At 73.6% G+C, this 26,346-nt stretch carries 16 protein-coding genes; 7 read left to right on the top strand and 9 right to left on the bottom strand.

What is annotated here, in order from left to right:
- Positions 1-41: 41 nt before the first annotated feature.
- Entirely contained in the window at positions 42-662 is a 621-nt protein-coding gene (locus KIT14_07190) for a response regulator transcription factor (GenBank protein ID MCW5890322.1), read from the bottom strand.
- Positions 652-1,956 (bottom strand): hypothetical protein, encoded by a 1,305-nt coding sequence (locus KIT14_07185; protein ID MCW5890321.1) that lies wholly within the window; start codon positions 1,954-1,956, stop codon positions 652-654. The genes KIT14_07190 and KIT14_07185 overlap by 11 nt, the downstream gene beginning before the upstream one ends.
- Positions 1,957-2,119: 163 nt before the next feature.
- Here KIT14_07185 and KIT14_07180 point away from each other — a divergent pair, with 163 nt between their 5' ends.
- The 3 genes from KIT14_07180 to KIT14_07170 all read left to right on the top strand — a co-directional run bounded on the left by KIT14_07180 (position 2,120) and on the right by KIT14_07170 (position 10,086).
- Positions 2,120-5,704, top strand: coding sequence for a hypothetical protein (locus tag KIT14_07180; protein ID MCW5890320.1), 3,585 nt, complete (start codon positions 2,120-2,122; stop codon positions 5,702-5,704).
- A gap of 14 nt (positions 5,705-5,718) precedes the next feature.
- Entirely contained in the window at positions 5,719-9,411 is a 3,693-nt protein-coding gene (locus KIT14_07175; GenBank protein MCW5890319.1) for a DUF4215 domain-containing protein, read from the top strand.
- A gap of 159 nt (positions 9,412-9,570) precedes the next feature.
- Entirely contained in the window at positions 9,571-10,086 is a 516-nt protein-coding gene (locus KIT14_07170; protein ID MCW5890318.1) for a Slp family lipoprotein, read from the top strand.
- Between the two features lie 13 nt (positions 10,087-10,099).
- Here the strand turns inward: KIT14_07170 and KIT14_07165 are convergent, their stop codons facing one another.
- The gene (locus KIT14_07165) at positions 10,100-11,809 is read right to left on the bottom strand and encodes an AarF/ABC1/UbiB kinase family protein (GenBank protein MCW5890317.1); all 1,710 of its coding nucleotides are present in this window, start codon (positions 11,807-11,809) and stop codon (positions 10,100-10,102) included.
- Positions 11,810-11,858: 49 nt separating this feature from the next.
- On the bottom strand, positions 11,859-15,227 hold the full coding sequence (locus KIT14_07160) for a hypothetical protein (protein MCW5890316.1): 3,369 nt from the start codon (positions 15,225-15,227) through the stop codon (positions 11,859-11,861).
- 338 nt (positions 15,228-15,565) lie between these two features.
- On the opposite strand from KIT14_07160, the gene KIT14_07155 reads away from it, so the two are divergent.
- Positions 15,566-17,728, top strand: a complete 2,163-nt coding sequence (locus tag KIT14_07155) for a hypothetical protein (protein MCW5890315.1) — start codon at positions 15,566-15,568, stop codon at positions 17,726-17,728.
- 60 nt (positions 17,729-17,788) lie between these two features.
- On the opposite strand, the gene KIT14_07150 is transcribed toward KIT14_07155, so the two are convergent.
- Together KIT14_07150 and KIT14_07145 are read right to left on the bottom strand one after the other, a co-directional pair.
- Entirely contained in the window at positions 17,789-18,748 is a 960-nt protein-coding gene (locus KIT14_07150) for a hypothetical protein (GenBank protein MCW5890314.1), read from the bottom strand.
- A gap of 90 nt (positions 18,749-18,838) precedes the next feature.
- Positions 18,839-19,264: a hypothetical protein gene (locus KIT14_07145; GenBank protein ID MCW5890313.1), complete on the bottom strand. Its 426-nt coding sequence runs from the start codon at positions 19,262-19,264 to the stop codon at positions 18,839-18,841.
- A 61-nt stretch (positions 19,265-19,325) separates the two neighbouring features.
- Between KIT14_07145 and KIT14_07140 the strand changes: the two genes are divergently transcribed.
- The gene (locus KIT14_07140) at positions 19,326-20,525 is read left to right on the top strand and encodes an acyltransferase (GenBank protein MCW5890312.1); all 1,200 of its coding nucleotides are present in this window, start codon (positions 19,326-19,328) and stop codon (positions 20,523-20,525) included.
- Here the strand turns inward: KIT14_07140 and KIT14_07135 are convergent.
- From KIT14_07135 to KIT14_07125, 3 genes are read right to left on the bottom strand one after another with little or no spacing between them, the layout of a single operon-like run.
- Positions 20,515-21,546, bottom strand: coding sequence for a 23S rRNA (adenine(2503)-C(2))-methyltransferase RlmN (locus tag KIT14_07135; GenBank protein ID MCW5890311.1), 1,032 nt, complete (start codon positions 21,544-21,546; stop codon positions 20,515-20,517). The two genes, KIT14_07140 and KIT14_07135, sit on opposite strands and share 11 nt — an antisense overlap.
- Positions 21,543-22,268, bottom strand: coding sequence for an aspartyl/asparaginyl beta-hydroxylase domain-containing protein (locus KIT14_07130; GenBank protein ID MCW5890310.1), 726 nt, complete (start codon positions 22,266-22,268; stop codon positions 21,543-21,545). The genes KIT14_07135 and KIT14_07130 overlap by 4 nt, the downstream gene beginning before the upstream one ends.
- Positions 22,265-23,887, bottom strand: a complete 1,623-nt coding sequence (locus KIT14_07125) for a hypothetical protein (GenBank protein ID MCW5890309.1) — start codon at positions 23,885-23,887, stop codon at positions 22,265-22,267. Before KIT14_07125 ends, KIT14_07130 begins: the two co-directional genes overlap by 4 nt.
- Positions 23,888-24,112: 225 nt before the next feature.
- Between KIT14_07125 and KIT14_07120 the strand changes: the two genes are divergently transcribed.
- Both KIT14_07120 and KIT14_07115 read left to right on the top strand, forming a co-directional pair.
- Complete coding sequence (locus tag KIT14_07120; protein ID MCW5890308.1) at positions 24,113-25,660, top strand: PAS domain S-box protein; 1,548 nt, start codon at positions 24,113-24,115, stop codon at positions 25,658-25,660.
- The gene (locus KIT14_07115; GenBank protein MCW5890307.1) at positions 25,653-26,273 is read left to right on the top strand and encodes a response regulator transcription factor; all 621 of its coding nucleotides are present in this window, start codon (positions 25,653-25,655) and stop codon (positions 26,271-26,273) included. The genes KIT14_07120 and KIT14_07115 overlap by 8 nt, the downstream gene beginning before the upstream one ends.
- The last annotated feature ends 73 nt before the right edge of the window (positions 26,274-26,346 follow it).

Below are 26,346 nucleotides of genomic sequence, written 5' to 3'. Positions count from 1 at the left end.
CCCGTCCGGCAGGCTGACCGGCCCATCGGCGCGCCCGCCCGCTACGATCCCGTCCCGTCCCGCGCCAGCCCGAGCGCGGTGAGCAGCCCGGCCAGGGAGTCCGCCTCCATCTTCTGCATGATCCGCGCGCGGTGGAACTCCACCGTGCGCGTCGCGACGCCGAGCTCCGAGGCGATCGCCTTGTTGGAGCGGCCGAGGGCGACGCGGTCGAGCACCTCGCGCTCGCGCGGCGAGAGCTGGGCCAGGTGGGCGCGGGCGGTCGCCTGACGCGCGGCCAGCGCGCGGGTGCGCTGGTCGGTGGCGACGGCTTCGCGGATGCGGTCGAGGAGGGCCTGGTTGCTGAAGGGCTTTTCGACGAAGTCGAAGGCGCCGGATTTCACGGCGCGGACGGCCAGTGCGACCTCGCCGTGGGCGGTGAGGAAGATGAGCGGGACGTGGGGGCCGCGGCGGGCGAGCTCCTGCTGCAGCTCGAGGCCGTTCATGCCGGGCATGCGGACGTCGACGACCATGCAGCCGGGGAGCGCCGGGTCGTAGGCGTCGAGCAGCTCCTCGGACGTGCCGCAGGTCCGCACCGGCAGGCCGATCGATTCGACGAGGAAGCGGAGCGCGTTGCGCAGGGCCGCGTCGTCGTCGACGACCCAGACGGTCGGCTCAGCCGACATCGGCCCTCGCGACGGCCACCGTCGGCAGGCTGAAGTGGAACGTCGTGCCGCGGTCGCGGTTGGGCGTGCTCCACAAGCGACCGCCGTGGGCCTCGACGATGCGGCGGCTGATCGCGAGCCCGAGGCCGAGGCCTTCGGGCTTGGTGGTGAAGAACGGATCGAAGACCTGCGTGCGGACTGCGGCGGACATCCCGCTGCCGGAGTCGCCCACCGACACCTCGACCAGGCCGGGGGCCGGCATCGACGTCCCGATGCGCACGCGCCGCTGGCCGCGGGTCGGGTCCTCCATCGCCTCGAAGGCGTTGCGCAGGAGGTTCAGGATCACCTGCTCCAGCTGCACCCGGTCGACCTCCACCGGCTGCGTGGCGGGGCGGAGGTCGAGCGACATCGCGACCTCGAGGCGGCGCGCATCGTTGCTCGCGAGGCGCAGCGCCGAGCGCACCAGCTCGTTCGGATCGACGCGCTCGAGCCGGCGCGTACCGTGCCGCGCGAAGTCGCGGATGCGACGCAGCACCTCGCCCGCCCGCATGGCCTCGTCGCAGATCTCGCGGACGATCGGCGCCAGCGTCTCGGCGCCGGCCGCGCCCGACTCGAGGCGGACCATGCAGCCGGTCGCGTAGCTGACGATGGCCGCGAGCGGCTGGTTGATCTCGTGCGCCAGCCCGGCGGCCATCTCACCGAGCATGCTGAGGCGGGCGGCGTGCTCGAGCTCGGCGCGATGGTGCCGCTCGCGCGCCTGCTCGAGAAGGGCCTCGGCCCGGGCACGGTCGAGCCGCTGCTGCTCCAGGGTGTGGGCGGCGTAGAGCGCGCCCGCGAAGCCGATCACGGCGCCGACGAGGAGCGAGCGCAGCGCCATGTCCGGCCCGTTCACCGCCCAGACGTTCCAGACCACGGCCAAGCCGGCGACCGTCTGGAGCGCGAGCTGCGGCCGCACGCCCCAGGGCAACAGCGTCGCCGTGCCCATCGTGAGGAGCGTCAGCATGAGGATGGCCGTCCCGGCGTCGCCGGAGAGCACGCCCGACAGCGCGGTCGTCAGCGCCAGCATGGCGGTCGTGAGGAGCGCGATCGCGATGACCCGTCCCCGCGCCAGCGGCCGCCCCAGCGCGACGATGGCGCAGAGCATCACAAGGAGCTCGACGCCCTGGATGCCGAGCAGCATCGCCGCGTGCGCCGGCTGGAAGTTCAGGTCGGCGACGACGAACGCGGTGATGCCGCCGACGACGATCGCGAGCCCGGTGCGCAGCCGCCGGACGAGCAGATCATCGCCGTCGGGTGTGGCTGCGGTCGGATCCATCGCCGGTCGCCGCATGGCCGCGGCGCGGCCCTGGCTGTTACCGCGGTCCGCCGCCGGCTGGCAAATGAAATCGCCGAGCCATGGCACCTGCGGCCAGCCACAGGCGTCTCAGGTAGTTTTCCTCGTTGACGGACAATTTTCCCGCATGCGAAGCCTCGCGCCCATGCGGACGCTCAGCCAGCCGACGACGACGATCGCCGTACGCTCCCATGCCCTGCGCGCCCTCTGTCTGATGATGACGGTCGCGTCAGCGTCCGGCGTCGGGCTCGGCGCCGCGCCGGCGCATGCCACGACCTCGCTCGGCGCCTGGATCCAGCACAGCCCCGACGACATCAACGCCACCGACGTCCCGGGCTTCCAGACCCTCAGCGGCAACGACAACGTCGTCACCCCGACGCTGCCCTTCAGCGTCACCATCGACGGCGTCGCCTACACCTCCGTCGCCATCTCCACCAACGGCTGGCTCGAGCTCGGCGGCAACACCGCCCCCAACTCCGATCCCGTCAACGACTGCCTGCCCACCCCGAAGCACACCCGCCCCTTCCTCGCCGCCTACTGGGACGACCTCCAGACCCAGGGCACCCACATCCGCTACGGCACCGTCGGCACCGCCCCCAACCGCACCTTCTTCGTCGACGCCCAGGCCGACACCGTCGCCGGCACCTCCGACGTCCTCCGCTACCAGGTGCAGATCCACGAGGGCTCCAACCTCCTCACCGTCCGCTACCGCGCCACCGAGCACCAGGCCAACGGCCAGCTCGCCACCATCGGCTGGCAGAGTGCCGGCGGCGCCGGCGCCAGCGCCCAGCCCCTCACCTGCAACGGCAAGATCCTCGACGACAACCGCCCCGACGAGGGCTTCTCCGTCGATCCCAGCGTCCCCGGCCGGCACGTCGTCTTCGCCGTCATGGCCCACAGCCCCGACGACATCACTGGCTTCACCACGCTCTCCGGCAACGACAACGTCGCCACCCCGACCCTGCCCTTCAGCGTCACCATCGGCGGCGCCAGCTACAACACCGTCGCCATCTCCACCAACGGCTGGCTCGAGTTCGGCGGCAACACCGCCGCCAACAGCACCCCCAGCGACTTCCCGCTCCCGACCGCGCTGCACACCAATCCCTTCCTCGCCGCCTACTGGGACGACCTCCAGACCCAGGGCACCCACATCCGCTACGGCACCGTCGGCAGCGCCCCGAACCGCGTCTTCATCGCCGACTTCTACGGCGACACCGTCGCCGCCGGCAGCAACGACATCGTCGCCTTCCAGGTGCAGGTCCACGAGCTGTCGAACGTCATCAACGTGAAGTACCGCGACCCGCTCGGCGTCAACGCCGGCGGCCCGCTGGCCACGATCGGCTTCCAGACCGCCGGCGGGGCGAGCGCGCTCGCCTTCCCACTGTCGTCGAACGGCCGCGTGCTCGACGACGACCGCAACAACGCCATGGCCTGGTCGATCCACGCCGGCCCCGGCGTCCCCGTGCTGCACGCCACCATCGCCCACAGCCCGAACGACATCTCGGGCTTCACCACGCTCTCCGGCGACAACCAGGTGGCCGGCGTGACCCTGCCCTTCAACGTGGTGATCGACGGCGTCGCCTATTCGAGCGTCGCGGTCTCGACCAACGGCTGGCTCGAGCTCGGCGGCAACACCGCCGCGGACAGCACGCCCGGCAACACGGCGCTGCCGACCGCCGTGCACACGAACCCGTTCCTCGCCGCGTTCTGGGACGACCTCGTCCCCGAGGGCACGATGGTCCGCTACGGCACCGTCGGCGCGAGCCCGAACCGCACCTTCGTCGTCGACTGGCAGGCGTACATCCAGCCGAGCCCCGACTCGGCGAACGACGGCATCGCGTTCCAGGCGCAGATCCACGAGACCTCGAACGCGATCAACGTCCAGTACCGTACGTCGGAGCGCTACGCGTCCGGGCAGACGGCGACCATCGGCTGGCAGGGCGCGGGCGGCGCGGCGGCCACGGCGCGCGCGCTGACCTTCAACGGCCGCATCCTCGACGACAACCTGCCGAACGCCGGCTGGTCGGTGTCGCCGATCCCGGTGTGCGGCAACGGCATCGGCGAGCCCGCCGCCGGCGAGCAGTGCGACCTGGGCGGCGCGAACGGCGCGCCGACGTCGTGCTGCACCACGAGCTGCACGTACAAGACGGCAGGCACCACCTGCCGCGCCGGCGGCGGTGCGCCGTGCGACCTCGACGAGACCTGCAGCGGGGCCTCCGCCGCCTGCCCCGCCGACGACGCGCCCGGCAAGGTCGGCCTCACCTGCCGCATCGGCTCGGGCGACGTCTGCGACCCCGACGAGCTGTGCAACGGCGTGCCCGGCGTCGCCTGCCCGGCCGACGTGGTCGCCGCACCGTCGACCGTCTGCCGCGCCGGTAGCGGCGACATGTGCGACCTCGCCGAGACCTGCACCGGCGTGCCCGGCGCCACCTGTCCGGCCAACGTCTTCGCCTCGGCCGCGACCGTCTGCCGCCCCGGCTCCGGTGACGCCTGCGACGCGCACGAGCACTGCCCCGGCCTCGCCGGCGGCACCTGCCCCGCCGACGACGCGCCGCTGAAGGCCGGCGTCGTCTGCCGCACCGGCTCGGGCGACGCCTGCGACGCGAACGAGGCCTGCACCGGCGTCCCCGGCGCCACCTGTCCGCCGGACGACGCGCCGGGCAAGGCGGGCACGATCTGCCGGCCGTCGTCGGTCGCCGGCGCCTTCTGCGACGAGCCCGAGGCCTGCACCGGCGTGCCGGGTGCGACCTGCCCGGCGAACGACGCACCGCTCAAGGTGAACGTGATCTGCCGCCCCGGCTCGGGCGACCTCTGCGACCCCGCCGAGCGCTGCACCGGCATCAGCGGCCAGGGCTGCCCGCCCGACGTGGTGGCGCCGCCGACGACGGTCTGCCGCGCCGGCTCGGGCGACGCCTGCGACCCCGCCGAGCGCTGCACCGCCGTCCCGGGCGCGCCGTGCCCCGCCAACCAGGTCGAGCCCGACGGCACCGTCTGCCGCGCGGCGACCGGCGTCTGCGACGTCGCCGAGAAATGCAGCGGCACCGCCGGGCAGGCGTGTCCCGCCGACGCATACGCGCCGGCGGGCGGCACCTGCGACGCCGACGGCGATCTCTGCACGCTCGATCGCTGCGACGGCCACGGCGCCTGCACCACCACGGGTCCGCTCGACTGCGACGACGGCAACCGCTGCACGCAGGACACCTGCGATCCGGTGCTCGGCTGCGTGGCCGCCGGCACGCCGTCGAACGCCTGCCTCGCCGGCAGCAAGGTGACCTTCCAGGTGAAGGACAGCCTCAACGACAGCTCCGACCGCCTCAAGATGAGCTGGAAGGGCGGCCCGATGCTGATCCCCGACCTGGGCGACCCGCGCGTCGCCACGGTGTACGAGCTCTGCATCTACGACGACACGGGCGTGAAGATGGCGCTCGACGTGCCGGCCGGCCCGGCCTGGTCCGCGATCGGCTCGGCGGCGTCGCCGCGCGGCTTCAAGTTCAAGGGCAACGGCAGCGCCGACGGCGTGCGCACGATCCTCTTGAAGGGCAGCAGCCTGCCGAAGGCGAGCTTCAAGGTGGTGGCGAAGGGCGGCGCGCTGCCCGACACGACGCTGCCGTTCCAGTCGCCGGTGGTGGCGCAGCTGTACGCCGGCGACGGCATGTGCTGGGACGCGACCTTCGGCGTCGCCCACACCAAGAAGAACGACGTCGGCGGCTTCAGCGCCAAGGTGCAGTGAGCGGGGGGGACGGGATGCGACGAGTGCGCGTCGTCGTGGTGGGCATGGTGCTGGCCGCATCGGCGGCCGGCGCCCCCGCGGGAGCACAGGTGTCGTCGCAGGACCGCGCCTGCATCACCGCCTTCAACGGCGCCATGCGCGACGTGGCGAAGGCGCAGGCCAAGGCCGTCGCCCGCTGCCTGCGCGGCTTCGCGTCGGGCAAGCTCGCCGTTCCGCCCGAGACCTGCATGCTCGCCGATCCCGCCGGCCGCCTCGCCCGCGCCGCCACCCGCGCGGTCGCGAAGGTGGGCGCGGTGTGCGCCGCGGCCAGCCCGCCGTTCGGCGTCACGCCGCTCGGTCCGGCCGTCGCGCGCGCGGCGATCGGCGAGGTGACGCTGCTCCGCGGCGCCATGGGCCCGACCCTGAACACCGCGCTGATTCCCGACCAGCGACACGCCACCTGCCAGGCGCGCGTGGGCGAGGCCCTCCTCAAGTGCGGCGACGCGCGCCGCAAGACGTTCGGCAAGTGCCTGGCGACGGGCTTGAAGAACGGCACCATCACCAACGCCGCGTCGCTCGCCGCGACCTGCCTCGGCACCGGCGACCTGACGCAGCCCGATCCGGGCGGCAAGCTGCGCGCCCTCTGCGGCGGCAAGGTATCGGCGACCGTCCTGCAGCACTGCCGCACGACGAACCTCCTCGACGCGTTCGCCCCCTGCCGCAGCACGAACCAGGGCGTCGTCGGCCCGTGCCTCGAAGCCGGAACCGCCTGCCAGCTCTGCCAGCTGACCAACGAGGTGGACGGCCTGGCGCGCGACTGCGACCGCATGGACGACGGCAACGGCAACAACGGCACCTGCGGCCCCGAGTGCGCCGACGGCATCGTCCAGATCGAGGAGGGCTGCGACGACGGCGGCACCGCCGACGGCGACGGCTGCTCGGCGCTCTGCCGCACCGAGCCCGGCTGGACCTGCACCGGCCAGCCGAGCGCCTGCACCCGCGACTGCGGCAACGGCCGGCTCGACGCCGGCGAGAGCTGCGACGACGGCGGCCGCACCGGCGGCGACGGCTGCTCCGCCGCCTGCACGGTCGAGACGGGCTACGCCTGCACCGGCCAGCCGAGCGTCTGCACGCCGACCTGCGGTAACGGCAGCGTCGGTGCGGGCGAGGCCTGCGACGACGGCGGCGGCGTCTCGGGCGACGGCTGCTCGGCGTCGTGCGCGATCGAGCCCGGCTGGGTGTGCTCCGGCTCGCCCAGCGTCTGCACCTTCGTGTGCGGCAACGGCACCTTCCAGCCGGGCGAGACCTGCGACGACGGCGACCACACCGGCGGCGACGGCTGCTCGGCCACCTGCCGCATCGAGCCCGGCTGGATCTGCAGCGGCCAGCCGAGCCATTGCGTGCCGGTGTGCGGCGACGGTCTCGTGCGCGGCGGCGAGGCCTGCGACGACGGCAACCCGACCGCGGGCGACGGCTGCGGCCACACGTGTCAGGTCGAGCCCGGCTTCACCTGCGCGGCCGAGCCCAGCAACTGCATCCCGATCTGCGGCGACGGCTTCATCCGCGGCAGCGAGACCTGCGACGACGGCAACCACGCCGGCGGCGACGGCTGCTCCGGCGCGTTCTGTCGCACGGAGCCGGGCTGGACGTGCGTCGGCCAGCCGAGCCTGTGCGCGCGCAGCTGCGGCAACACGCACCTCGATGCGAACGAGGAGTGCGACGACGGCAACGCCTTCTCGGGCGACGGCTGCTCGGCGTCGTGCCGGGTCGAGCCCGGCTTCGCCTGCGGCGGCACGCCGTCGACGTGCGTGCTCTCGTGCGGCAACGGCGTCCTCGATCCCGGCGAGACCTGCGAGGACGGCAACGCCGTCTCCGGCGACGGCTGCAGCGCCGGCTGCCGCAACGAATCCGGCTGGGTCTGCACCACGCCCGGCACCCCGTGCAGCCAGTTCCAGGTGTTCATCGACGGCCCCGCCCACGGCAGCTTCACGATGGCCGGCGCGACCACGGTCACCGGCCACTACACCGCCCTGCCCCCCGGCCAGGCGCAGGTCCTGATCAACGGCGTGCCGGCGTCGAACGTGAACCCGCTCACGCGCACGTTCTCGCACACGGTCGGCTTGAGCCAGCAGGCGATCTTCAACCCGATCCGCGTCTCGCTCGTGAACCTCGCCAACGGCGACGACGTGCACGCCCGCGTCGTCGTCGTCGCCGGCAGCTCCGTCGCCGACGGCGCGCTGGCGCAGCAGAGCGTCGCGATGCGCATGAACGACAGCGGCATCGACGCCATCGAACCCCTCGTCGGCGCGCTCGCCGCGGGCCAGTTCGACCTGGCCCAGCTCGTCCCCACCGGCACCGTCATCCTGCCGTGGCAGTGCTACTTCCAGTTCCTCTGGTGCTGGGCGGGCGCCGAGGCGCGCATCGGCTCGCCGGCGCCGTCGTTCGGTGCCGTGCGCTTCGCCGCCGACGCGAAGCCCAACGCCGTCACCGCCGACATCACGCTCGAGAACCTCCGCATCGACATCCACATCGACGGCACCGGCCTGGTCTCCGACTGCGGGCTGCGCCTCACGGCCCACGAGCTGCGCCTGCGGGGCGACTACACGCTCGAGCCCGATCCGGTGAACCCGTCGTTCGTCGACGTGAACCTGGCGAGCCTCGCCCCCGTCCAGTTCAGCGGCTTCCAGCGCCAGTTCATCTACGGCTCCTGCGGCCTCGTCGAAGGCCAGCTCGGCAACATCGAGCAGCTCGCCGCGGACGCCATCGCCGGCTTCATCGACGATCCGGACGGCAACGGACCCGAGGACAGCCCGCTCGCCGACGCGATCGAGGAGGCCCTCGCAGGCGTGTCGATCGCCGGCGCCGTCGGCGAAGGCCTCGGCCTCCAGCTCGACGCGCCGCTCTTCGCGGTGACCGAGGACGACGCCGGCATCACCCTCGGCGCCCACTCGCGCTTCAGCGTCCAGGTCGGTACGGACCCGGGCCAGTGCATGCCGCCGCCCGGCGCACCGGACCTGACGGCGTCGTACGCGCCGCCGGTGCCGTTCCCGGTGTTCGGCGCCACGACACCCGTCAGCGGCGCGCCCTACGGCGTCGGCATCGGCATCGCGCCCGCGGGCTTCAACCAGATGCTGCGCGGCCAGACGGAGTGCGGGCTCCTGCGCACGTCGATCACCGAGATCGACCTCGACGGCCCCGGCGGCAACCCGCCCCTGCCCGTCGACTCGACCCTGCTCTCGCTCATCGCCCCCGAGTTCGCCCAGCTCCCCGCAGGAACGCCCCTGCGCATCGACATCGCCCCGACGATGGCACCGGCCGTGACCGGTCATCCGGGACCGGCGGGCGAGCTCGAGGAGCTGCGCATCACCCAGGTCGCGATCGCGATCGTCCAGCCCGGCATCGAGAAGGTGTGGCTCGGCGGCGCCTTCGACGCGCGGCTCGGCATGCAGCTGGCCTTCCTGCCCGACGGCAGCGGCCTCGGCGTCACGCTCTCGCAGCCGGCGGTGTCGGACACGACTATGACCGTCACCTGGAACCCGCTCGGCGCCAGCGAGGCGCAGATCGAGTCGGTGCTGCCGGCGATCATCGCTCCCCTGATCCCGGACCTGGCGAGCGCGCTGTCGGGGTTCCCGCTGCCGGAGTTCTTCGGGCTGCGGCTGGCGGGGGTCGAGGTGTCGCGGAACGGCGCGTTCACCGCGCTGTTCGCGAACCTGGAGCCGTCGCCGTAGGGCCCCGAGGGGCACCGTGCCGCACCCCGGCACCAGGCTGTCGGCGGAGCGACGCCGGTTGCGGCGGCCCTGTAGAATCTACGCCGGCACGGCGGCGGGTTTCCCACGCTGGGTGGGCGTTTCGCCTGGTACGCGACGTGCAGCGATCGTGTTCCACGGATGTCCGTGCGTGGTTGCCTCGTGCTCCTCTCCCTGCTCGTGGCGCTGGCCTGTGCCCGGCCGCCCGCGGCGTTGCGCGGCGACTATCCGCGGACGACCGTCGCCGAGGCGGTCGCGGATGCGGGCGGGCGCCGCGAGGTGCGCTGGGGCGGAGAGCTGGTCGCGACCACACCGACGGGGGATCGGACCTGCTTCGAGGTGGTGGAGCGGCCGCTCGATCGCGCCGCCCGGCCGCGCGGCACCGACGAGACGTCGGGACGCTTCCTGGCCTGCGCCGCCGGCTTCTACGATCCGGCGCTGTGGGCGCCCGGGCGTGAGATGACGGTCGTCGGCAGGCTCGACGGTACCCAGACCGGCGCAGTGGGCGGCGCGACGTACCGCTTCCCGCGCGTGGACGCCGAGGCGGTGCACCTGTGGCCGATCCGCGATCCCTACGCGCGCACCTGGCCGGCCATCGGCATCGGGATCGGCGGCGGCAGCCGCGGCGTCGGCGGCGGCCTCGGGATCGGGTTCTGAGCCCCGGGGCGCGTCAGCTGCGCCGGAAGAGCTTCAGCAGCCCGCCCACCCGCACCGGCCGCCCGCGTCCGAGGACGTGCCACCACCACAGCGTCGTCCATCCGACGACCGCCATCGCGAAGCAGAACACGAACAGCGCGCTGCGCAGGTCGAGCCCGAGCGCGTCGGGCAGGACGATCGCCGCGCACACGGACAGCGCCGCCGCGAAGCCGGTCAGCGACAGCCGGCTGGCGAGCTGGTGCACGCGCAGCGGCAGCTCGTCGAGGCCCGGCGAGACCGCGCGCACCTGGAGGTTGCCGCGCTCGACGTCCGCCAGCAGCTGCTCCATCTGCGCCGGCAGGCCGCGCAGGAGGCTGCCGACCCCCGACGCACCGCTCATCGCGTCGGACAGGATGCGGGCCGGCGACCAGCGCTCGGCGACGATACGCTCGACCACCGGACGCGCGATCGCGACCAGGTCGATGCGCGGGTGGTACGTGCGGACGATGCCCTCGAGCGTCGCGGTCGCCTTGGTGAGGATCGCATACTCGGGAGCGAGCTTGATGCGGAAGCGGTTCGCGGCGCCGCCGAAGGCTTCGGCGAAGCCGCTCGTGTCGACGTCGGTGATCGCACCGACGTCGAGGTAGCCGGTGCGGATGCGCTGGATCTCGGCGCGCAGCTCGGCGAGGCTCACACGCTCGGTCGGCGTGCCCATGCGCAGCAGGACGCGGGCGATGCTCGCGTCGTCGCCGAGGATCAGCGCCAGGATCAGCGTGACGAGATCGTCCCGCTGCGACGGCTCGAGACGGCCGACGAGCCCGAAGTCGATCAGGCAGACCGTCCCGGCGTCGTCGACGAGGACGTTCCCCGGATGCGGGTCGCCGTGGAAGAAGCCGTCCACGAACACCTGCTTCACGCCGGCGCGCACCAGCTCTTCGACCGCCTGGTGCGCCGCCGGCGAATCCGGCGCGAGACTGCGCAGCGAGCCGCCGGGGAACAGCTCCATCGCCAGCACCGTGCGCGCGCTCAGCTCGGGATGCGGCCGCGGCACCACCAGGCGGCGCGCCGGATCGAGCAGGCGGCGGGCGGTGTCGAGGTTCTCGAGCTCGGCGGTGAAGTCGAGCTCGCGCAGGAGCCCCTTCTCGAACTCGACGATGACCTCGGAGACGGCGGCCAGCTGCAGCTCGTCGATCGCGGTCTCGAGCGCACGCGCCGCGAGGTACAGGAGATCGAGGTCGCCACGCAGGGTGCGCTCGATGCCCGGACGCTGCACCTTGACGACCAGGCGCGTACCGTCGGGGGCCGTCGCGCGATGCGTCTGCGCGATCGACGCCGTGCCCAGCGGCCGCTCCTCGAACGACGCGAACGCCTCCGCGAGCGGGCGGCCGAGCCCCGCCTCGACGACCTCGCGGACGGCGGCGAACGGCACCTCGGGCGCGTCGTCCTGCAGCGTCTCCAGCGCGGTGATGTAGTCCGGCGGCAGGAGGTCGCGGCGGATCGAGAGCACCTGGCCGAGCTTGATGAAGGTCGGGCCGAGGTCGGAGAGCAGGCGTGCGAAGCGCACCGCCTGCGCCGCCGGCGGCTCGACCGGCTCGGCGTCGGGCGGCCGCTCGGGGGGCACCAGCGCGGCGCCGACCAGCGCACCGAAGCCGTGACGTGCGAGCGTCGCCGTCACCTGGCTGAGGCGGCCGAGATCGCGGGCGGCGATGCCGAGCAGGGAGTCGCGGGAGTCGGGGGGAGCCATCGGCGCCGCCTCCCATAACACGCGCCTCCCGTGGCGGAGAGAGGAGACGCTACGGGAAGCGCAGGCGGCCCCGCCGGGCCGCGCTCAGCACCGCCGTGCCGCGCAGACAGGCTCCCGCCCCTCCCGGTCCCGCCTCGACGCCGACCACCACCTCGACCGGCCCCGCTCCCGGGGGCACGAAGCGCAGGGCTTCGGCCGAGGCCGCGACGGTCATGCCCCCGCGCCGTGCCCGGACGAGACGGAAGCGCCGCACGCCCGCGGCCGAGCCGATCGCGCCGGCGTCGTCGCGGAAGCGCGCGCCGCGCGCGCCGACCTTCAGCCGTGCGGCGGGCAGCCGGGCACACACGGCCGGCCCACCCGGCGCCGCCAGCTGCACGACGACGTCGCCGCCCGCGCGCGTCGTCGTGTCGGCCGCGGCGGCGAGCGCCATCGCCGACGCCTCGCCGCGCGGGACGAGGCGCAGGGACCGCAAGCGCAGCGTCGCGATCTGCGCGCAGCAGGCGGGGTCGGCGAGGTCGACGAGACCGTTGCCGTCGTCGTCGATGCAGTTGCCGCACTGCTCGGGGGGCAGCGTGGGCGGCACCGTGGCGGTCGTCGTCGTGGTGACCGTGACCGGCGCGCTGGTGCTGCTGCTGGTGGAGGTCGTGGTGGTCGAGGTGGAGGGAAGGGTGGAGGTGCTCGACGTGATGGTGGTGCTGCTGCTGGTCGTGGGCACCGTCTCCTCGAGCTGGCAGAGCGGGCTGCACCCGTCCCCCGGCGCGACGCCGCCGTCGTCGCACTGCTCGCCCGGCTGCAACGCGCCGTCGCCGCATGGCGTGACCGCCCACAGCTCGTCGCCGACGCGACCGTCGTCGGCGTAGAACAGCAACGTGCCGCCGAGGTTCGCGGGCGACTCGGGGTAGCTCGAGCGCACGAGGTTCAGGTTGTGGACGATCGCCGTGCCCTCGGACGTGCCGTCGCTGCGCCACAGCTCGTAGCCGAAGCTCGGATTGTGCGCCGTGAAGTAGAGGAGGTCGCCGACGGCGATGAGATACGACGGTACGGTCACGTCGGTGGGGTCGATGTCGCGCACGAGCGCCGTGCCCTCGGCAGTACCGTCGGTCTTCCACAGCTCGAAGCCGGTCTGGCCGTCGGTGGCGTGGAAGAACACCTGGTCGCCGACGGCCGTCATGCGGCCGGGGAGCCCGTCGGCGGACCCGGGCGAAATGTCCTTCACCAGGCGCGTGCCGGCGACCGTGCCGTCCGTCGCCCACAGCTCGCGGCCGGTAGCGACGGTGCGGCCGGAGAACCACACCAGGCCGTTCGCAGCCACGAGGCCCTCGGGGTTGGCGCCGTTCGGCGTCAGGGCGAACGTACCCGCGGGCGTGCCGTCGGTTCGCCACAGCTCGCCGCCGTTGGCGCGGAAGACGACGTGATCCCCGGACGGCGTCGGCCACCTGGGCACGGGCGGCGAGCTCGGGAACTCGGCGATCGGCGTCGTGCCCGCGGGGCTCCCGTCGGTGCTCGCGAGGACGTGCTTGCGCACGCCCGGATCGCCGGGCGACACGAAGAGCAGGCGCGCGCCGAGGGCGGCGAGCGAGACCGGACCGTGCGGCATCGGCAGCGGCACCGCCACCGGCTGCGTCCCCTCCTCCGTGCCGTCGGTGCGCCACAGGCGCGAGCCTTCGATCGGATCCCAGGCCCGGAAGTAGAGGTGGCCACCCACCGCCGTCAGCTCGGCCGGGTACGACGACGACCAGCCCGGCACGATGTCGCGCACGACGAAGGTGCCGTCGGGCGTGCCGTCGCTGCGCCACAGCTCCTGTCCGTGCGTGTGGTCGTAGGCGACGAAGTACGCGACCTCGCCGAGGCCGGTGAAGCCGTAGGGATAGGACGAATCAGGCCCCGGGTTGAGGTCCATCACCGTCGTGCCCTCGGGCGTGGCGTCGGTCACCCACAGCTCGGTGCCGAGGCCGGTGCGGTGGCCCTGGAGAAAGACGCGCGGGCCGATCGTGGTCAGGTAGTACGGATCGCCGTCACCCGGACCGGGCTCGAGGTCCTGCACCAGCCAGGGCCGGCCGCGCGCGGCGCCCGGGCGCGGCGGCAGCGGCACCTGGACCGGGACGCACGGCGTCGCCGGCGGGGAGCACGGCGGCATCTGCCACAGCTGGGTTCCCGACACGCCGTCGCCGGCGGCGAACCAGAGCCGGGCGTCCGCCACGCCGCCGTCCACGACCGCGAGCGCGTACGGGAACGAGCCGCCGCCCGGACTCAGGTCCGCGGCGAGCATGGTGCCCTCCGGCGTGCCGTCGCTGGTCCACAGCTCTTCGCCGTGCACGCCGTCGTCGGCGGTGAAGAAGAGGCGTCCGGAGAACAAGCGCAGGTTGGCCGGCGTCGAGCTGCCGTTCGGGTTGATGTCGGCGACGAGGTAGGTGCCGGCCTCGGTGCCGTCCGAGCGCCACAGCTCGATGCCGTGGGTGCCGTCGTCGGCGCGGAAGTACACCGTGTGACCGATGTGGAAGAGGGCGTTCGGGAAGGAGCCGCCGTCGGGGTTGATGTCCTTCACCCGCGTGGTCCCGGCTTCGGTGCCGTCCGAGACCCACAGCTCGTGGCCGCTGCCGTCGTCGGCGCTGAAGTAGACGCGGCCCTTCACGTCGCGGGTGCTCTGCGGCCAGGCGTGACCGAGCGGGTTGATGTCGCGCACCATCCGCGTGCCCGCGCGCGTCCCGTCGCTGGTCCACAGCTCGCTGCCGTGGACGCCGTCGTCGGCCGCGAAGAAGAGCGTCTCCCCTATGCCGACGAGATAGCCCGGGCCGGAGCCGCCGGAGGGGTTGAGGTCGAGCGAGACGGTGCCCTCCTCGCTCCCGTCGCTCACCCACAGCTCGTTGCCATGGGCGGCGTCGATGGCGCGGAAGAAGAGGCGCCGGCCGCGCGGCGTGAGCGCCGCCGGCGTCAGGTCGTGGTAGAGGAAGCCGGGCGGGATGTGACGGACGAGGCGCGTGCCGCCCTCGGTGAGGTCGCTCTCCCAGAGCTGCCCACGGCCGTCGCCGAAGACGAGACCGTCGCCCCGCCGCTTGAGCCCGTTCGGGTAGAACGGCAGGGCGGCCACGACGCGGGTGCCCGCCGGCGTTCCGTCGCTCGCCCAGAGCGCTCCCCGGGTCGAGAACACGATGGTCTGCCCGACGCCGGTGATCTCGACGTCGAGCCCGAGCGCCGACGCCAGCACGACCGGCGGCGCCGACCCGTCGCCGGCGGCGGCCCAGACGCGCCATCCGCCCTCGTCCTCGTGGTAGGTCGCGAAGACCAGGCGGCCCGCGACCTGGCGCAGGAAGGCCGGCGCCGGACCGCCGTCCGCCTGGACCGCGGCCGCGGCGGTGCCCGCCGCGAAGAGGGCCGACGCGAGCAGAACGATCACGATCGAACGGCGGGAGCTCAGCATGCGTGCTCGCTGGCTCCTGCAACGGTCGTTCCGGCGCGCGCCCGGACCGCGAGGATGCGCGCGCGGGGATTTCCGCTCGCACCGCGTCCGACCATCGGGCCTCGGCCCGTCCATCGGGACGAGACGCACCCTGCGCAGATGCAGGGTGGCGCGATCCGGCACGACGCCGACTGCGACGCGGTGGAGAGCCGACATGGACGGAATCTTTCCTTGTGGCCGCCAAATCCCGTGTGGTACGCCCGCGCCTCCCGCGGGACGCTTCCGCGGTCCGGTGCGCTCGCTCACGCGGCCCTGCGGCCCCGAGCGCTCCGATCCCGAGTCCGAACGGAGGAGACACGATGCGACTTGCCCGGACACTGCTCGCCCTGACGCTCGGCGCGGGCCTCGCCCCCACGCTCGCCGGTGCCGCGACCCACGTCGTCGACGTCGACGGAACCTACGACGCCGGCGCGAACGCCTGTGCCGGCACCGATCCCGCCTTCACGACGATCCAGGCCGCCGTCACCGCGGCGGCCAACGGCGGCGACACGATCCTCGTCTGCCCCGGCACCTACGCCGAGGCCCAGATCGTCATCGACAAAGGGCTCACGGTGCAGAGCGTCGCCGGCGCGGCGACGACCATCATCGACGGCACCGGCGGCACCGGCCTCGCGATCGCGGGCACGGTGCGCATCATCGCCGCCACGGGCGACGTCCGCTTCGACGGCTTCACGGTGCAGAACGCCAAGGCCGGCCCGAGCAACGTCAAGTTCAACGTCCGCGTCGGCTCGACCGCGACGGTCACCATCACGGTGGTGAACAACGTGCTGGTCGGCCTCGACAACCCGGCCGACACCAGCGACTACGGCCTCTACGCGGCGGGGCCGAACGCCAACGACACGCTCGTCTTCCAGCACAACACGCTGCGCCGGCACAGCGCCAACCCGATCCTCATCGAGCGCCACAAGGGCCCGACCGACGTCAGCTACAACGACTTCGACCGCGGCGTGCGCTCGGCGACGACCTCGGCGTACGTGAACATGAGCCACACCAACGACGCCGTCACCACGCTCCAGAAGGTCAGCCACAACACGATCGATCTCGGCAACGACCCGGGCCCGTACGACGCGAGCACCGCGAGCAGCGGCGTCTCGTTCATCGGCGCGCTCACGGGCACGACCCTGGGCACCTTCGGCAACGTCGAGATCAGCCACAATACGTTCGTCAACGTGCGCGGCTTCCGGCGCGCCATCCAGCTGTCGAACTCGGCCAACACCGTCGCCATCCAGGCGAACGGCGCGATCAGCAACGCCCTGATCGCGTGCAACACGATCTCGGGCCCCGGCGAGGCGGGCTCGGTCGGCGTGCGCCTCTTCGGCTACACCCCGAACCCGACGCTCTCGAACAACGCGATCACCGGCGTCGACGTCGGCCTCGCCGCCGAGCCGCGCAACGGCCACGTCGTCGACACGGCGACGGCCGAGGAGAACGCGTTCGAGACCGGCACGCGGGCGGTCGACTGGCAGTCGACCGGCGCCCTCGCGGCCGAGCGCAACTGGTGGGGTGCCGCGAGCGGCCCGACCGACGCCGGCAACCCGGGCGGCACGGGCGGCGTCATCGCGGCCACGGGCCCGGTCGACTACGTGCCGTGGCTCGGCACCGGCGCGGACGCCGACGCCGGCCCGTGCTTCGTCCCCGGCGGCCTCGATCAGTGCAACGGCGTGCAGACCTGCACCGCGCCCGCCACCTGCTCGGCGCCCCCGCTCGCCGACGGCACCGCCTGCGACGACGGCGACGCCTGCAGCACGGGCGACGTCTGCACCGGCGGCGTCTGCGCCGGCCCCGGCACGACCTGCGGCGACGGCGTCGTCGACGCCGCCTGCGGCGAGGTCTGCGACGACGGCGCCGGCAACGGCACGAACCTCTGCTGCTCGGCGACCTGCACCGTCGTCGACACCGACGGCGACACGCTCTGCGACCGCGACGACCCGTGCACGAACGGCGCGCTGGCGACCAAGCAGAGGCTGACGGCCGTGAAGATCACCGCCCCCGCCGGCAACGACAAGCTCAGCCTGAAGGGGCAGGCCGTGCTCGTCCCGCCGCCGCCCCTCGATCTCGTCGCCGACGGCGTCCGCGTGCTCGTCGTCGCGGCGAACGGCGGCAGCGTCGTCGACGCGACGATCGCGGGCGGCGCCTACGACGCCGGCACCCGCACCGGCTGGCGCGTGAACGGCGCGGCGACCTCGTGGACCTGGAAGGGCCCGGGCACGGCGACCGCCGGCATCACGAAGGTCGGGGTCAAGCTGAAGCCGTCGGCGCCGGGCTTCGTGAAGTTCAAGGTCGGCGGCAGGAACGGCACGTACACCGTGACGGCGCCCGAGCTGCCGGTGACCGGCATCCTCGTCCTCGACCCGCCGGCCGCGAGCGGCGGCCAGTGCATCGAGGCGCGCTTCCCGGCGCCCCCGCCGGCGAAGCCCAGCTGCACGCTCCAGAGCGGCGGCGCCACGCTCAAGTGTAAGTAGCCCGCAGCCGGTGGAGACGGCGGTCCCGCGCGGCACCGTCTCCACCGGCCCGGCCGCGGCTCAGCTCCGCGTCGGGTCGCCCGGGGCAGCGTCGATCGAGTCCGGTACGCCGTCGAGATCGCTGTCCTGGGTGCTGCGCCCGACGAAGAGCTGGAAGTGGATCGGCAGGAAGACGTCGAAGACGAGCCGATCGAGCTCGGCCGTCGGCACGACGATCGTGTTCCAGATCACCTGCCCGCCCGCGAGCCCGTCCATCATCGTCGTGCGTGCGATGGTGATGACGGTGAACGCGCCCGCCTCGACCGCGATGTTGGACCCCGCCGCGAAGATGCCGGGCGCCAGCGTCGCCTGCGCCTCGTTCACGCACACGGTGCGCACGGGGCCCGGATTGCCGAGGTACTGGAGCGCGCCCCCGACTTCGGCGTCGCGCAGGCTCCGGACGCCCCGGCTGACGTCGCCCCAGGTGCCGTAGAAGCGCCAGACCGCGGCGCCGTCGCCGCGGTAGAGCTCGACGCCGACGCTCTGCTCGGCGGCCAGCTGGAACGGCGACCAGCCCGGCGGGTAGAGGAACCCCAGCAGCGGATAGCCGGTGTGCTGGAACGGGGTCCATCCGAGGCCCGCCGTCGGGATCTGCGCGAGCGGATGGAAGACCCCGTTCAGCCAGTCCCAGTAGGCCGCGAGACCGCCGCGGGCCTCGGGACAGAGCGACGAGGTGTCGACCGGCGTCCCCGGCCCCGCGCACGCGGCGGCCGCCGGGCCCGTGCCGGCGGCGCAGCAGCTGCGGCAGGCACGCAGCGCCGTGCCGCATCCCTGCTTGAAGGACTGCAGCTCGGTCCGGGCCCGGCGGACACACGGCTTGCGGTCGGTGCCGAGCGCGCACTGGCTCTTCGCCGAGCGGAAGATGCCCTTCGCTCCGCGGAGGCAGGTGCGCTTGCTCGCGGCGCAGCTCCGCCGACATTCCGACGCCGCCGACGCCGTCGCGGGGCTGCCGACGACAAGCAACGCAGCCAGAAAGCTCATCAGGAGGGCCGCAGATGCCATGCGGAGCCGGATCGAACCCATACCCCGTGGTAACGCCCTCGCGGCCGGAGTTCGAGCGAAATGTGCCGGTCAGGTGGCGAAACCGGCCCAGGCTGCCCGGCCGATCCACCAGACGGCGCCGAGATATCCCACCGTCGTGACGACGAAGCTGATCCCGACGGCGGCGGCGAACGGTCCCCCCGGCTCGCGGCCGAGGCTCGGATCGATCGCCAGGGCGACGAACGCGGCGGGGTTCGTCACCGAGCCGATGCACATCGCCGCCAGCACCACGGCCGGCGGCACGACCCCGAGCGATTCGAACATCAGGTATGCGACGAAGAGCAGGAGCGCCATCAGGAGGAAGTCGATGTGCGCTCGCAGGAGGTTCTGCGAGTCGGGAAAGAGCCGCTGCGCGGCCGGCAGGCGCAGGCCCCGGACCGCCGTCAGGCACCAGGCGAGCACGAGCGAGGTCGCGAGACAGAAGCAGGCCACCAACACGATCCATTCGAGCCCCATCGTCCCTCCGCCCTATCACATTGCTTGCCGACGACGATCCGCTTCGGTACCCCCTCCCCGTTTGGCGCTCGTCCCATCGCACGTCCCTGCCGCACCGACCGGCGTCCGGTCGAGCGGCTTCCTCCCGGAGCTCGAGGCGCTGCGCGGCGTCGCCGTCCTGCTGGTCGTCGCCTTCCATACCGACCGCATCCTGAGCATGCCCCTCGAGCTCGCCGGGATCGAGACGCGCACGACCGTGACGACGCCGTGGCGCGCGTTCATCCGCAGCGGCGACACCGGCGTCACCCTGTTCTTCGTGCTGAGCGGCTTCCTGCTGGCGCTGCCGTTCTTCGCCGAAGCGCGCGGCGGACGCCGTGTGAACCGCGGCCACTATGCGCGACGCCGCGCGCTGCGCATCCTGCCCCTCTACTGGACGCTGCTCGCCGTCACCACGATCCATCTGGTCGCCGCCGGCCGATCGCCGCTCCCGATGCTCTCGTACGCCGTCTTCGCGAACGGCCTCCTGCCGGTGGCGATGCCGGCGCCGCCCTTCACCAACGTCCTCTGGAGCCTCGCGACCGAAGCGCAGTTCTACGTGCTGCTGCCGTTCCTGCCGGCGGTCGCCGTGCGGCCGCGCCTCGCCGCGGCACTCCTCGTCGTCTACCTGATCGCGTACGGCGCCTGGCTCGCCGGACTCGTTCCGATGTCGTTCCTGGCGACCTTCCGCATCGCGCACTCGGTCTTCGGCCGCGGCTGGGTGTTCCTCGCCGGCATCGCCGCCGCATGGCTCTACGAGCGCCACGGCGCGGCGCTGCGCGCCCGCGCCGCGGCCACGCCCTGGCTGCGCAACGGCGCCAGCGACCTCCTGCTGCTCCTCGTGCTCCTGGCGCTGGGCACGCTGCTGCTCTGGGTGCTGGGATTCCGGGACGGCACGGCCGCGATGCCGCCGGTGGTCGTCTGGCACGCGCCCGAGGGCCTCTGCTGGGCGCTCGTCGTCCTGCTCGTGCTGCTCGCCCCGCTGCGCATCGGGCCGCTGTTCCGAAGCCGCGCCCTCATGGGCCTCGGCGTGCTGTCGTACTCGATCTACCTCTGGCACATGCCGCTGCTCCACTTCTTCCTCTGGCCGCTCGCCGAGCACCTCGGCCTGCGACCCGAGGGCTGGAACCGCGACGGCCTGCTCGCCGCGGTCCCGATCATGGTCCTCGTCCTCGCCGGGTCGACGCTCACCTACCTCGGCATCGAGCGGCCGTTCCTGCGCCGCAAGGCGCAGGTCACGCTCTGACGCCGCGCGACGACGCGAGCGCCAGCTGGCCGCAGGCGGCGGCGATGTCGCGTCCCCGCGGCCAACGCACGAGACAGCGCACGCCCGCCCCCGCCACCCGCCGCTGGAATGCGAGCACACGCGCCGGCGACGGCGGGACCAGCGTGCTCCCCGGGTGCGGGTTGTGCGCGATCAGGTTCACCCGCGCCGGAATGCCGGCGAGCAGCGCGACCAGGCGGTCGGCGTCGTCGTCGCCGTCGTTCACGCCGGCGAAGAGCACGTACTCGACGAAGTGCACGCGCCCCGGCGTACGCGCCGCGTCGTCGCGCAGCGCGCCCAGCAGCGCCGCGATCGGCCAGGTCCGCGTCTGCGGCATGAGCCGCCGGCGCGTCTCGTCGGTGGTCGCGTTCAACGAGAGCGCGAGGCTCGCCGGCGACGCGGCGAGGAAGCGGCGCATGCCGGGCAGGACGCCCGACGTCGACACCGTCACGCGCTCGGCCCGCAGCTGGAGCGGCGGTCCGGTCAGCACCGCCACGGCGCGCAGCACGGCGTCGAGGTTGTCCATCGGCTCGCCCATGCCCATGAAGACGACGTTGCGCACGGGGGCCTGCGCATCGGCGCCGGCGCGCGCGACGAAGACCTGCGCCAGCATCTCGCCCGCGTGCAGCTGGCGGCGGAAGCCGAGGGTGGCCGTCGCGCAGAACGCGCAGGCGCGCGTGCAGCCGGCCTGGCTCGAGACGCAGACGGTGCTGCGCCGCGGCCCCGGGATACGCACCGTCTCGACCTCGGCGCCAGGCAGCGCGAGCGCGTACTTCGTCGTGCCGTCGGCGGCGCGCTCGCGGCGCGCGACCGTCGGGGGCTCCAGCACGGCCGCCGCCGCGAGCGCCGCCAGCGCGCGCGCCCCCACCGCGGGCAGCGTCTCGGGGAGGGCCGCGGGCAGCGTCGCGCGCGACCAGAGCCAGCGGCCGAGCGCGAGCGCCCGCGACCGGCTGCCGAGCACGACGGCGAGCTCGGCCACGGTCATCGCCAGCAGCGGCCTCATCGGGCCCCGTCCCCGAGGACGAGGGCGGCGCGCGCTCCGAGGCCGAGCAGGCGATGGAGGCCGCGCCGTGCCGTCGCCGGCAGCCGCCGCAGCGGCGGCAGCCGTGTCTCCAGCATCGTGAGCGTCATGGCGCCGAGCACGTCGCCGCAGATCGCCAGCGAGCGGTCGCGGAACTCGGGACGGAGGACGTCGAACACCATGACGACGCGGTCGCGATCGGTGTCGTTCCACACCCGATGACGATACGCCTCGTTGAACGCGAACGCCTCGCCCTCGCGCCAGCCGCGCCGCTGGCCGCCGACCTCGAGACCGCAGGCGTCGGCGTCGCCGGGGACGACGAGGCCGAGATGGCAGCGGTAGGTCGCGTTCGTGTCGCCGTTGTGCGGCGGCAGCCGCGCCTGCGGCTCGAGCAGGTTGATGAAGGCGGAGGTGAGGTGCGGAATGGCGCGCAACAGCGCCACCGTGCGCGGGAAGTGCGCGCAGTTGTGACGATACCAGTGGCGGTAGGTGACGAAGTTGACGCTGCGCCAGCCGTGGATCTCGACGTCGTCGGGGACGAAGCTCTCGCGCAGGCGGTGGCGCGCGACGTGGGCCGCGTACTCGTCGCGGATCGTCGTCCAGTGGCGTTCGACCTGGTCGAGCCAGGGGCACTCGGCGCGCGCGTAGAAGACCGGCGCGGGCTCGCGATAGTCGCCGTAGATGCGGAAGTAGGGCCGGCTCACGACCGCCAGCCCTCCACGCGCAGGAGCGGTAGGTTCTCCCAGTAGTTGAGCGGCCCGGCGTCCGGCAGCCCGAGCTTCCACGCGTCGACGGAATGGGCCTGGAGGAGCGCGCCCAGCATCAGCTCCCAGGTGTCGAGATACGGCGCCGCGCGCCAGCCCTCGGGCCCCTCGGGGGCCGGCGGCAGGGTCGCGGGCTCCGTGCCCGGCGGCGGCGCCGGCGGGATGCCGACCAGCCACACGCGACCGCCGTCGCGCAGCGTCCGCTCGACGCGTGCCAGCTCGGGCGCGACGGCGGCGTTGCCGAGACGCAGCTTCGCCTTCACCTCGGCGTGCAGGTGGAAGCGGTGCTCGGGGAAGTCGGGCAACGTGATCCAGGGCGCGGCGCCGCGGTAGTAGCGCTGGAACGTGATGCCGCAGTACCACGGCAGCACGACGACGAGGTCGTTCGGCCGCGCCTCGCGCGCGATCGCCTCGGCGACCAGATCGAGGTTGGTCATGCGCACGCGCGTCGCCGCGGCGACGTCGCGCGCCGCCAGCAGCGCGACGAGCACCACCGCACCGGCCCGGATCAGCTCGCCGCGCGGCACCCGGCGCGCAAGCAGCGCGGTGCCGACGTCGCACCCGAGCGCCGTCACCGCCATCAGCGGCAGGTAGTACCAGAACTGCGTGCGCACGCTGATGTAGGAGAGATACGCGAGGTAGCCCGCGAGCGCGGCGACCACCGCGACCCCGACGTAGAGCGCGCGCTCGCGGTCCCGTGCCTCGACGGCGAGCAGGCATCCGGCGACGCCGAGCAGCCCCGCCGTCGCCCACGCCCAGGCGAGTACCGGCACCTCGGGCGCGAGCGCGCCGGCGAGCATGGTCACGAACCAGCTCGCGCCGTACGTGCCCTGCTCGACCGGCGCCAGCTCGGCCGCGTAGCGCACCGACGGCAGGTTCACGAGCATCGACGCCGCCGCCGCGGCGCCGAGGCCCAGCACCGCGCCGGCGAGGCGCCAGGTGCGCCGCCGCAGGCACACCGCCGCCGCGCCCAGGCAGAGCGCGAGCAGGAGGAAGCAGTTGCCGAAGTACGCCTGCACCGCGAGGATCGCCGCCGCCTGCGCGACCGCGAAGCGGCGCCATCCCGGCGTCTCGACGAACGCCCACAGCGCTCCGAGGCACCAGACGATGCCGACGACGCCGAGCCCGTAGCCGCGCACCTCGTCGCCGTAGACGATGGTGTTCGGGCTCGACGCCAGGAGGAGCAGCGTCACGAGCGGCGCGGCGAGCCCGAGCCGCCGCCCACTCCACCACACGGCGGCCAGGATCGCGGCGCCGACGACGAGGCCGATGCGCCGCAGATCCGCGTCCGTCTCCCCGAGGCCGGCACGGATCCAGCCGTGCAGGACGAGCACCCAGGCGACGGGGAACGAGTCGAGGTGGCTGTGCGCGACCACCTCGGCGAGGCTCGGCAGCCCGGCGACGTTGACGCTGTTGACCTCGTCGCGCCACAGCGCCCCGGCGTGCCGCACGTAGGCGAGGTGCAGCGGGACGAGCCCCGCGGTGACGAGGAGGCCCACCGCCACGGCGGTCCGGCGGGCCGCCTGCCCGCCGCTGCGAGCGCTGGTCTGCGGGGGCATGTCGGGGGCTGATAGTCGAAGTGGCCGCGAGGGTCACGCGCTCCGGCGGGCATCTGTGCGGGCGGGCGTGTCCGGTCCCCGCACGGTGGCGCCTGCGTACCCAATCGCCTCCTCGCCGTTTGCCCGCCCCTTTTCCCGACCCCTCTTGCCCGGACCGCCCCCACCTCATACGCCGCCCCACATGAACGATCCGAGGCGCGTCCGGCGGCGCCCGCGGGAACGCGGATGAGGCCGCCCGAACGGCCCGCCCTGACCCGATACGCCTACGGCGTCGCCTGCGTGGCGCTGGCGCTCGCCGTCTCGCTCGCGCTGCGCGCCTTCGACCTCGAGGGCTTCCTCTTCCTCATGGCCGTCGCCGCGGCGATCTGGTTCGGCGGCGGAGGCCCCGGCGTGGTCGCGGTGCTGCTCTCGATCCTGGCCCTCGCCTTCTTCTTCCTGGCGCCCCTGCGCACCTGGTCGATGCTGCCGAGCCAGGTCGCCTACTGCATCGTCTTCGCGATCTTCGCCTTCATCCTCAGCCTGCTCATCGGCCAGCGACGGCGCGCGCAGCTCTCGCTCCTCGGCGCGCACGACGACCTCGAGCAGCGGGTCCAGGAGCGCACCGCCGAGCTGCGCCGGGCGAACGTCGAGCTGCGGCGCGAGGCGAGCGAGCGGCAGCGGGCCGAGGCGGAGATCCGCCGCCAGGCCACCCTCCTGAGCCTCGCGCACGACGCCGTGCTCGTACGCGACCGCGACCACCGCATCACGTACTGGAATCGGGGCGCGGAGGCGGCGTACGGATGGACCGCCGCGGAGGCCCTAGGCCAGGTGAGCCACGTGCTGCTGCGTACGACCTTCCCCATCTCGCTCGAGTCCATCCACGCGATCACGCTCGCCCAGGACCGCTGGGAGGGCGAGATCGTCCACCGCCGCCGCGACGGCAGCACCATCGTCGTCGCGAGCCGGTGGTCGCTCCAGCGCGACGAGCACGGCGTGCCCACCGGCATCCTCGAGATCAACAACGACGTCACCGACCGCAAGCGTGCCGAGGAGGCGCAGCGGCTCGCCGAGGCCGAGCTGGCCCGCGTGACGCGGGTGTCGACCCTCGGCGAGGTCACCGCGTCGTTCGCCCACGAGGTGAACCAGCCGCTGGCCGCCATCGCCAACAACGCCAACGCCTGCCTCGGCCTCCTGCCCGACGGGCCGGCCCTGGCGGAGGTCCGCGACGCCCTCGGCGACATCGTCCACGACGCCGAGCGCGCGAGCGCCATCATCGCCCGCGTCCGCGCCCTCGCGACGCGCTCGACCCCCGAGAAGATCCCGCTGCGGCTCACCGACGTGACGGCCGACGTCGTCGCCCTCACCGCGGCCGACGTCGCGGCCCGCGAGGTCTGCCTCGACGTCGACGCCGACGCCGACGTGCCGATCGTGTGCGCGGATCGCGTCGAGCTCCAGCAGGTCCTCCTGAACCTGCTCGTGAACGGCATGGACGCCATGCACGCGACCCCGCCGTCGGAGCGCGTCCTGCGGATCAGCATCCGCCGCGACGTCCATCACGGGTCGCCCGCCGCCACCGTGCGCGTCGCCGACCGCGGCGCGGGCCTCGGCACGGTGCAGATCGCCCGTCTCTTCGACGCCTTCTACACGACGAAGTCGAACGGCATGGGCATGGGCCTCGCCATCTGCCGCACCATCGTCGAAGCCCACGGTGGCCGACTCTGGGCGGAGGCGAACCAGGGCCCGGGCGCGACCTTCGCGTTCACCCTGCCCGCCGCGGCGGACGCCCATGGCTGACGCGGACGCGATCGTCTTCGTCGTCGAGGACGACCCCTCGGTGCGCCGCTCGACCGAGCGCCTCGTCCGCGCCGCCGGCCTGCGCGTGCAGAGCTTCGCCTCGGCCCGCGAGTTCCTCGACGGTCCGCGCCCGGACGTCCCGGCCTGCCTCGTCCTCGACGTCCGCCTGCCCGACCTGAACGGCCTCGATCTGCAGCAGCAGCTCACCCTCGCCGGCGTCCATTTCCCGATCGTCTTCATGACCGGCCACGGCGACATCCCCATGACCGTCCGCGCGATGAAGGCCGGCGCCGTCGAGTTCCTGACCAAGCCCTTCCGCCCCGACGACCTCCTCGCCGCCATCCAGGACGCCCTCGCCCGCGCCCACGCCGCCCACCGCGCCCACACCGCCACCGTCTCCCTGCGCCACCGCTACGACTCCCTCACGCCGCGCGAGCGGGAAGTCATGCGCCTGATCGTCGCCGGCCTCCTCAACAAGCAGGTCGCCTGGGAGCTCCAGACGACGGAGCGCACGGTGAAGTTCCACCGCGCGCACATCATGCGAAAGATGGAGGCGGGGTCGCTGGCGGATCTGGTGCGCATGGCGGGCGAGCTGGGCGTCGGCACGGGGTGACCGCGCCGGGCGCGCGCCGACGTCACGGGCGCGCGCTCGCCTGGCGATCGCGGCGCGCTCCGCGCGTGCCGAC

The sequence above is a fragment of the bacterium genome, assembly GCA_026129405.1.
Classification (GTDB): domain Bacteria; phylum Desulfobacterota; class Binatia; order DP-6; family DP-6; genus JAHCID01.
This window is presented reverse-complemented; position numbering and strand designations above follow the sequence as displayed.

What these genes read in the sequence shown, in the direction of transcription:
- KIT14_07190 (MCW5890322.1), bottom strand. Translation starts at nt 662, where the DNA reads ATGTCGGCTGAGCCGACCGTCTGGGTCGTCGACGACGACGCGGCCCTG.
- KIT14_07185 (MCW5890321.1), bottom strand. Translation starts at nt 1,956, where the DNA reads ATGGATCCGACCGCAGCCACACCCGACGGCGATGATCTGCTCGTCCGG.
- KIT14_07115 (MCW5890307.1), top strand. Translation starts at nt 25,653, where the DNA reads ATGGCTGACGCGGACGCGATCGTCTTCGTCGTCGAGGACGACCCCTCG.
- KIT14_07165 (MCW5890317.1), bottom strand. Translation starts at nt 11,809, where the DNA reads ATGGCTCCCCCCGACTCCCGCGACTCCCTGCTCGGCATCGCCGCCCGC.
- KIT14_07180 (MCW5890320.1), top strand. Translation starts at nt 2,120, where the DNA reads ATGCGGACGCTCAGCCAGCCGACGACGACGATCGCCGTACGCTCCCAT.
- KIT14_07120 (MCW5890308.1), top strand. Translation starts at nt 24,113, where the DNA reads ATGAGGCCGCCCGAACGGCCCGCCCTGACCCGATACGCCTACGGCGTC.
- KIT14_07150 (MCW5890314.1), bottom strand. Translation starts at nt 18,748, where the DNA reads ATGAGCTTTCTGGCTGCGTTGCTTGTCGTCGGCAGCCCCGCGACGGCG.
- KIT14_07125 (MCW5890309.1), bottom strand. Translation starts at nt 23,887, where the DNA reads ATGCCCCCGCAGACCAGCGCTCGCAGCGGCGGGCAGGCGGCCCGCCGG.
- KIT14_07155 (MCW5890315.1), top strand. Translation starts at nt 15,566, where the DNA reads ATGCGACTTGCCCGGACACTGCTCGCCCTGACGCTCGGCGCGGGCCTC.
- KIT14_07145 (MCW5890313.1), bottom strand. Translation starts at nt 19,264, where the DNA reads ATGGGGCTCGAATGGATCGTGTTGGTGGCCTGCTTCTGTCTCGCGACC.
- KIT14_07170 (MCW5890318.1), top strand. Translation starts at nt 9,571, where the DNA reads ATGTCCGTGCGTGGTTGCCTCGTGCTCCTCTCCCTGCTCGTGGCGCTG.
- KIT14_07135 (MCW5890311.1), bottom strand. Translation starts at nt 21,546, where the DNA reads ATGAGGCCGCTGCTGGCGATGACCGTGGCCGAGCTCGCCGTCGTGCTC.
- KIT14_07175 (MCW5890319.1), top strand. Translation starts at nt 5,719, where the DNA reads ATGCGACGAGTGCGCGTCGTCGTGGTGGGCATGGTGCTGGCCGCATCG.
- KIT14_07160 (MCW5890316.1), bottom strand. Translation starts at nt 15,227, where the DNA reads ATGCTGAGCTCCCGCCGTTCGATCGTGATCGTTCTGCTCGCGTCGGCC.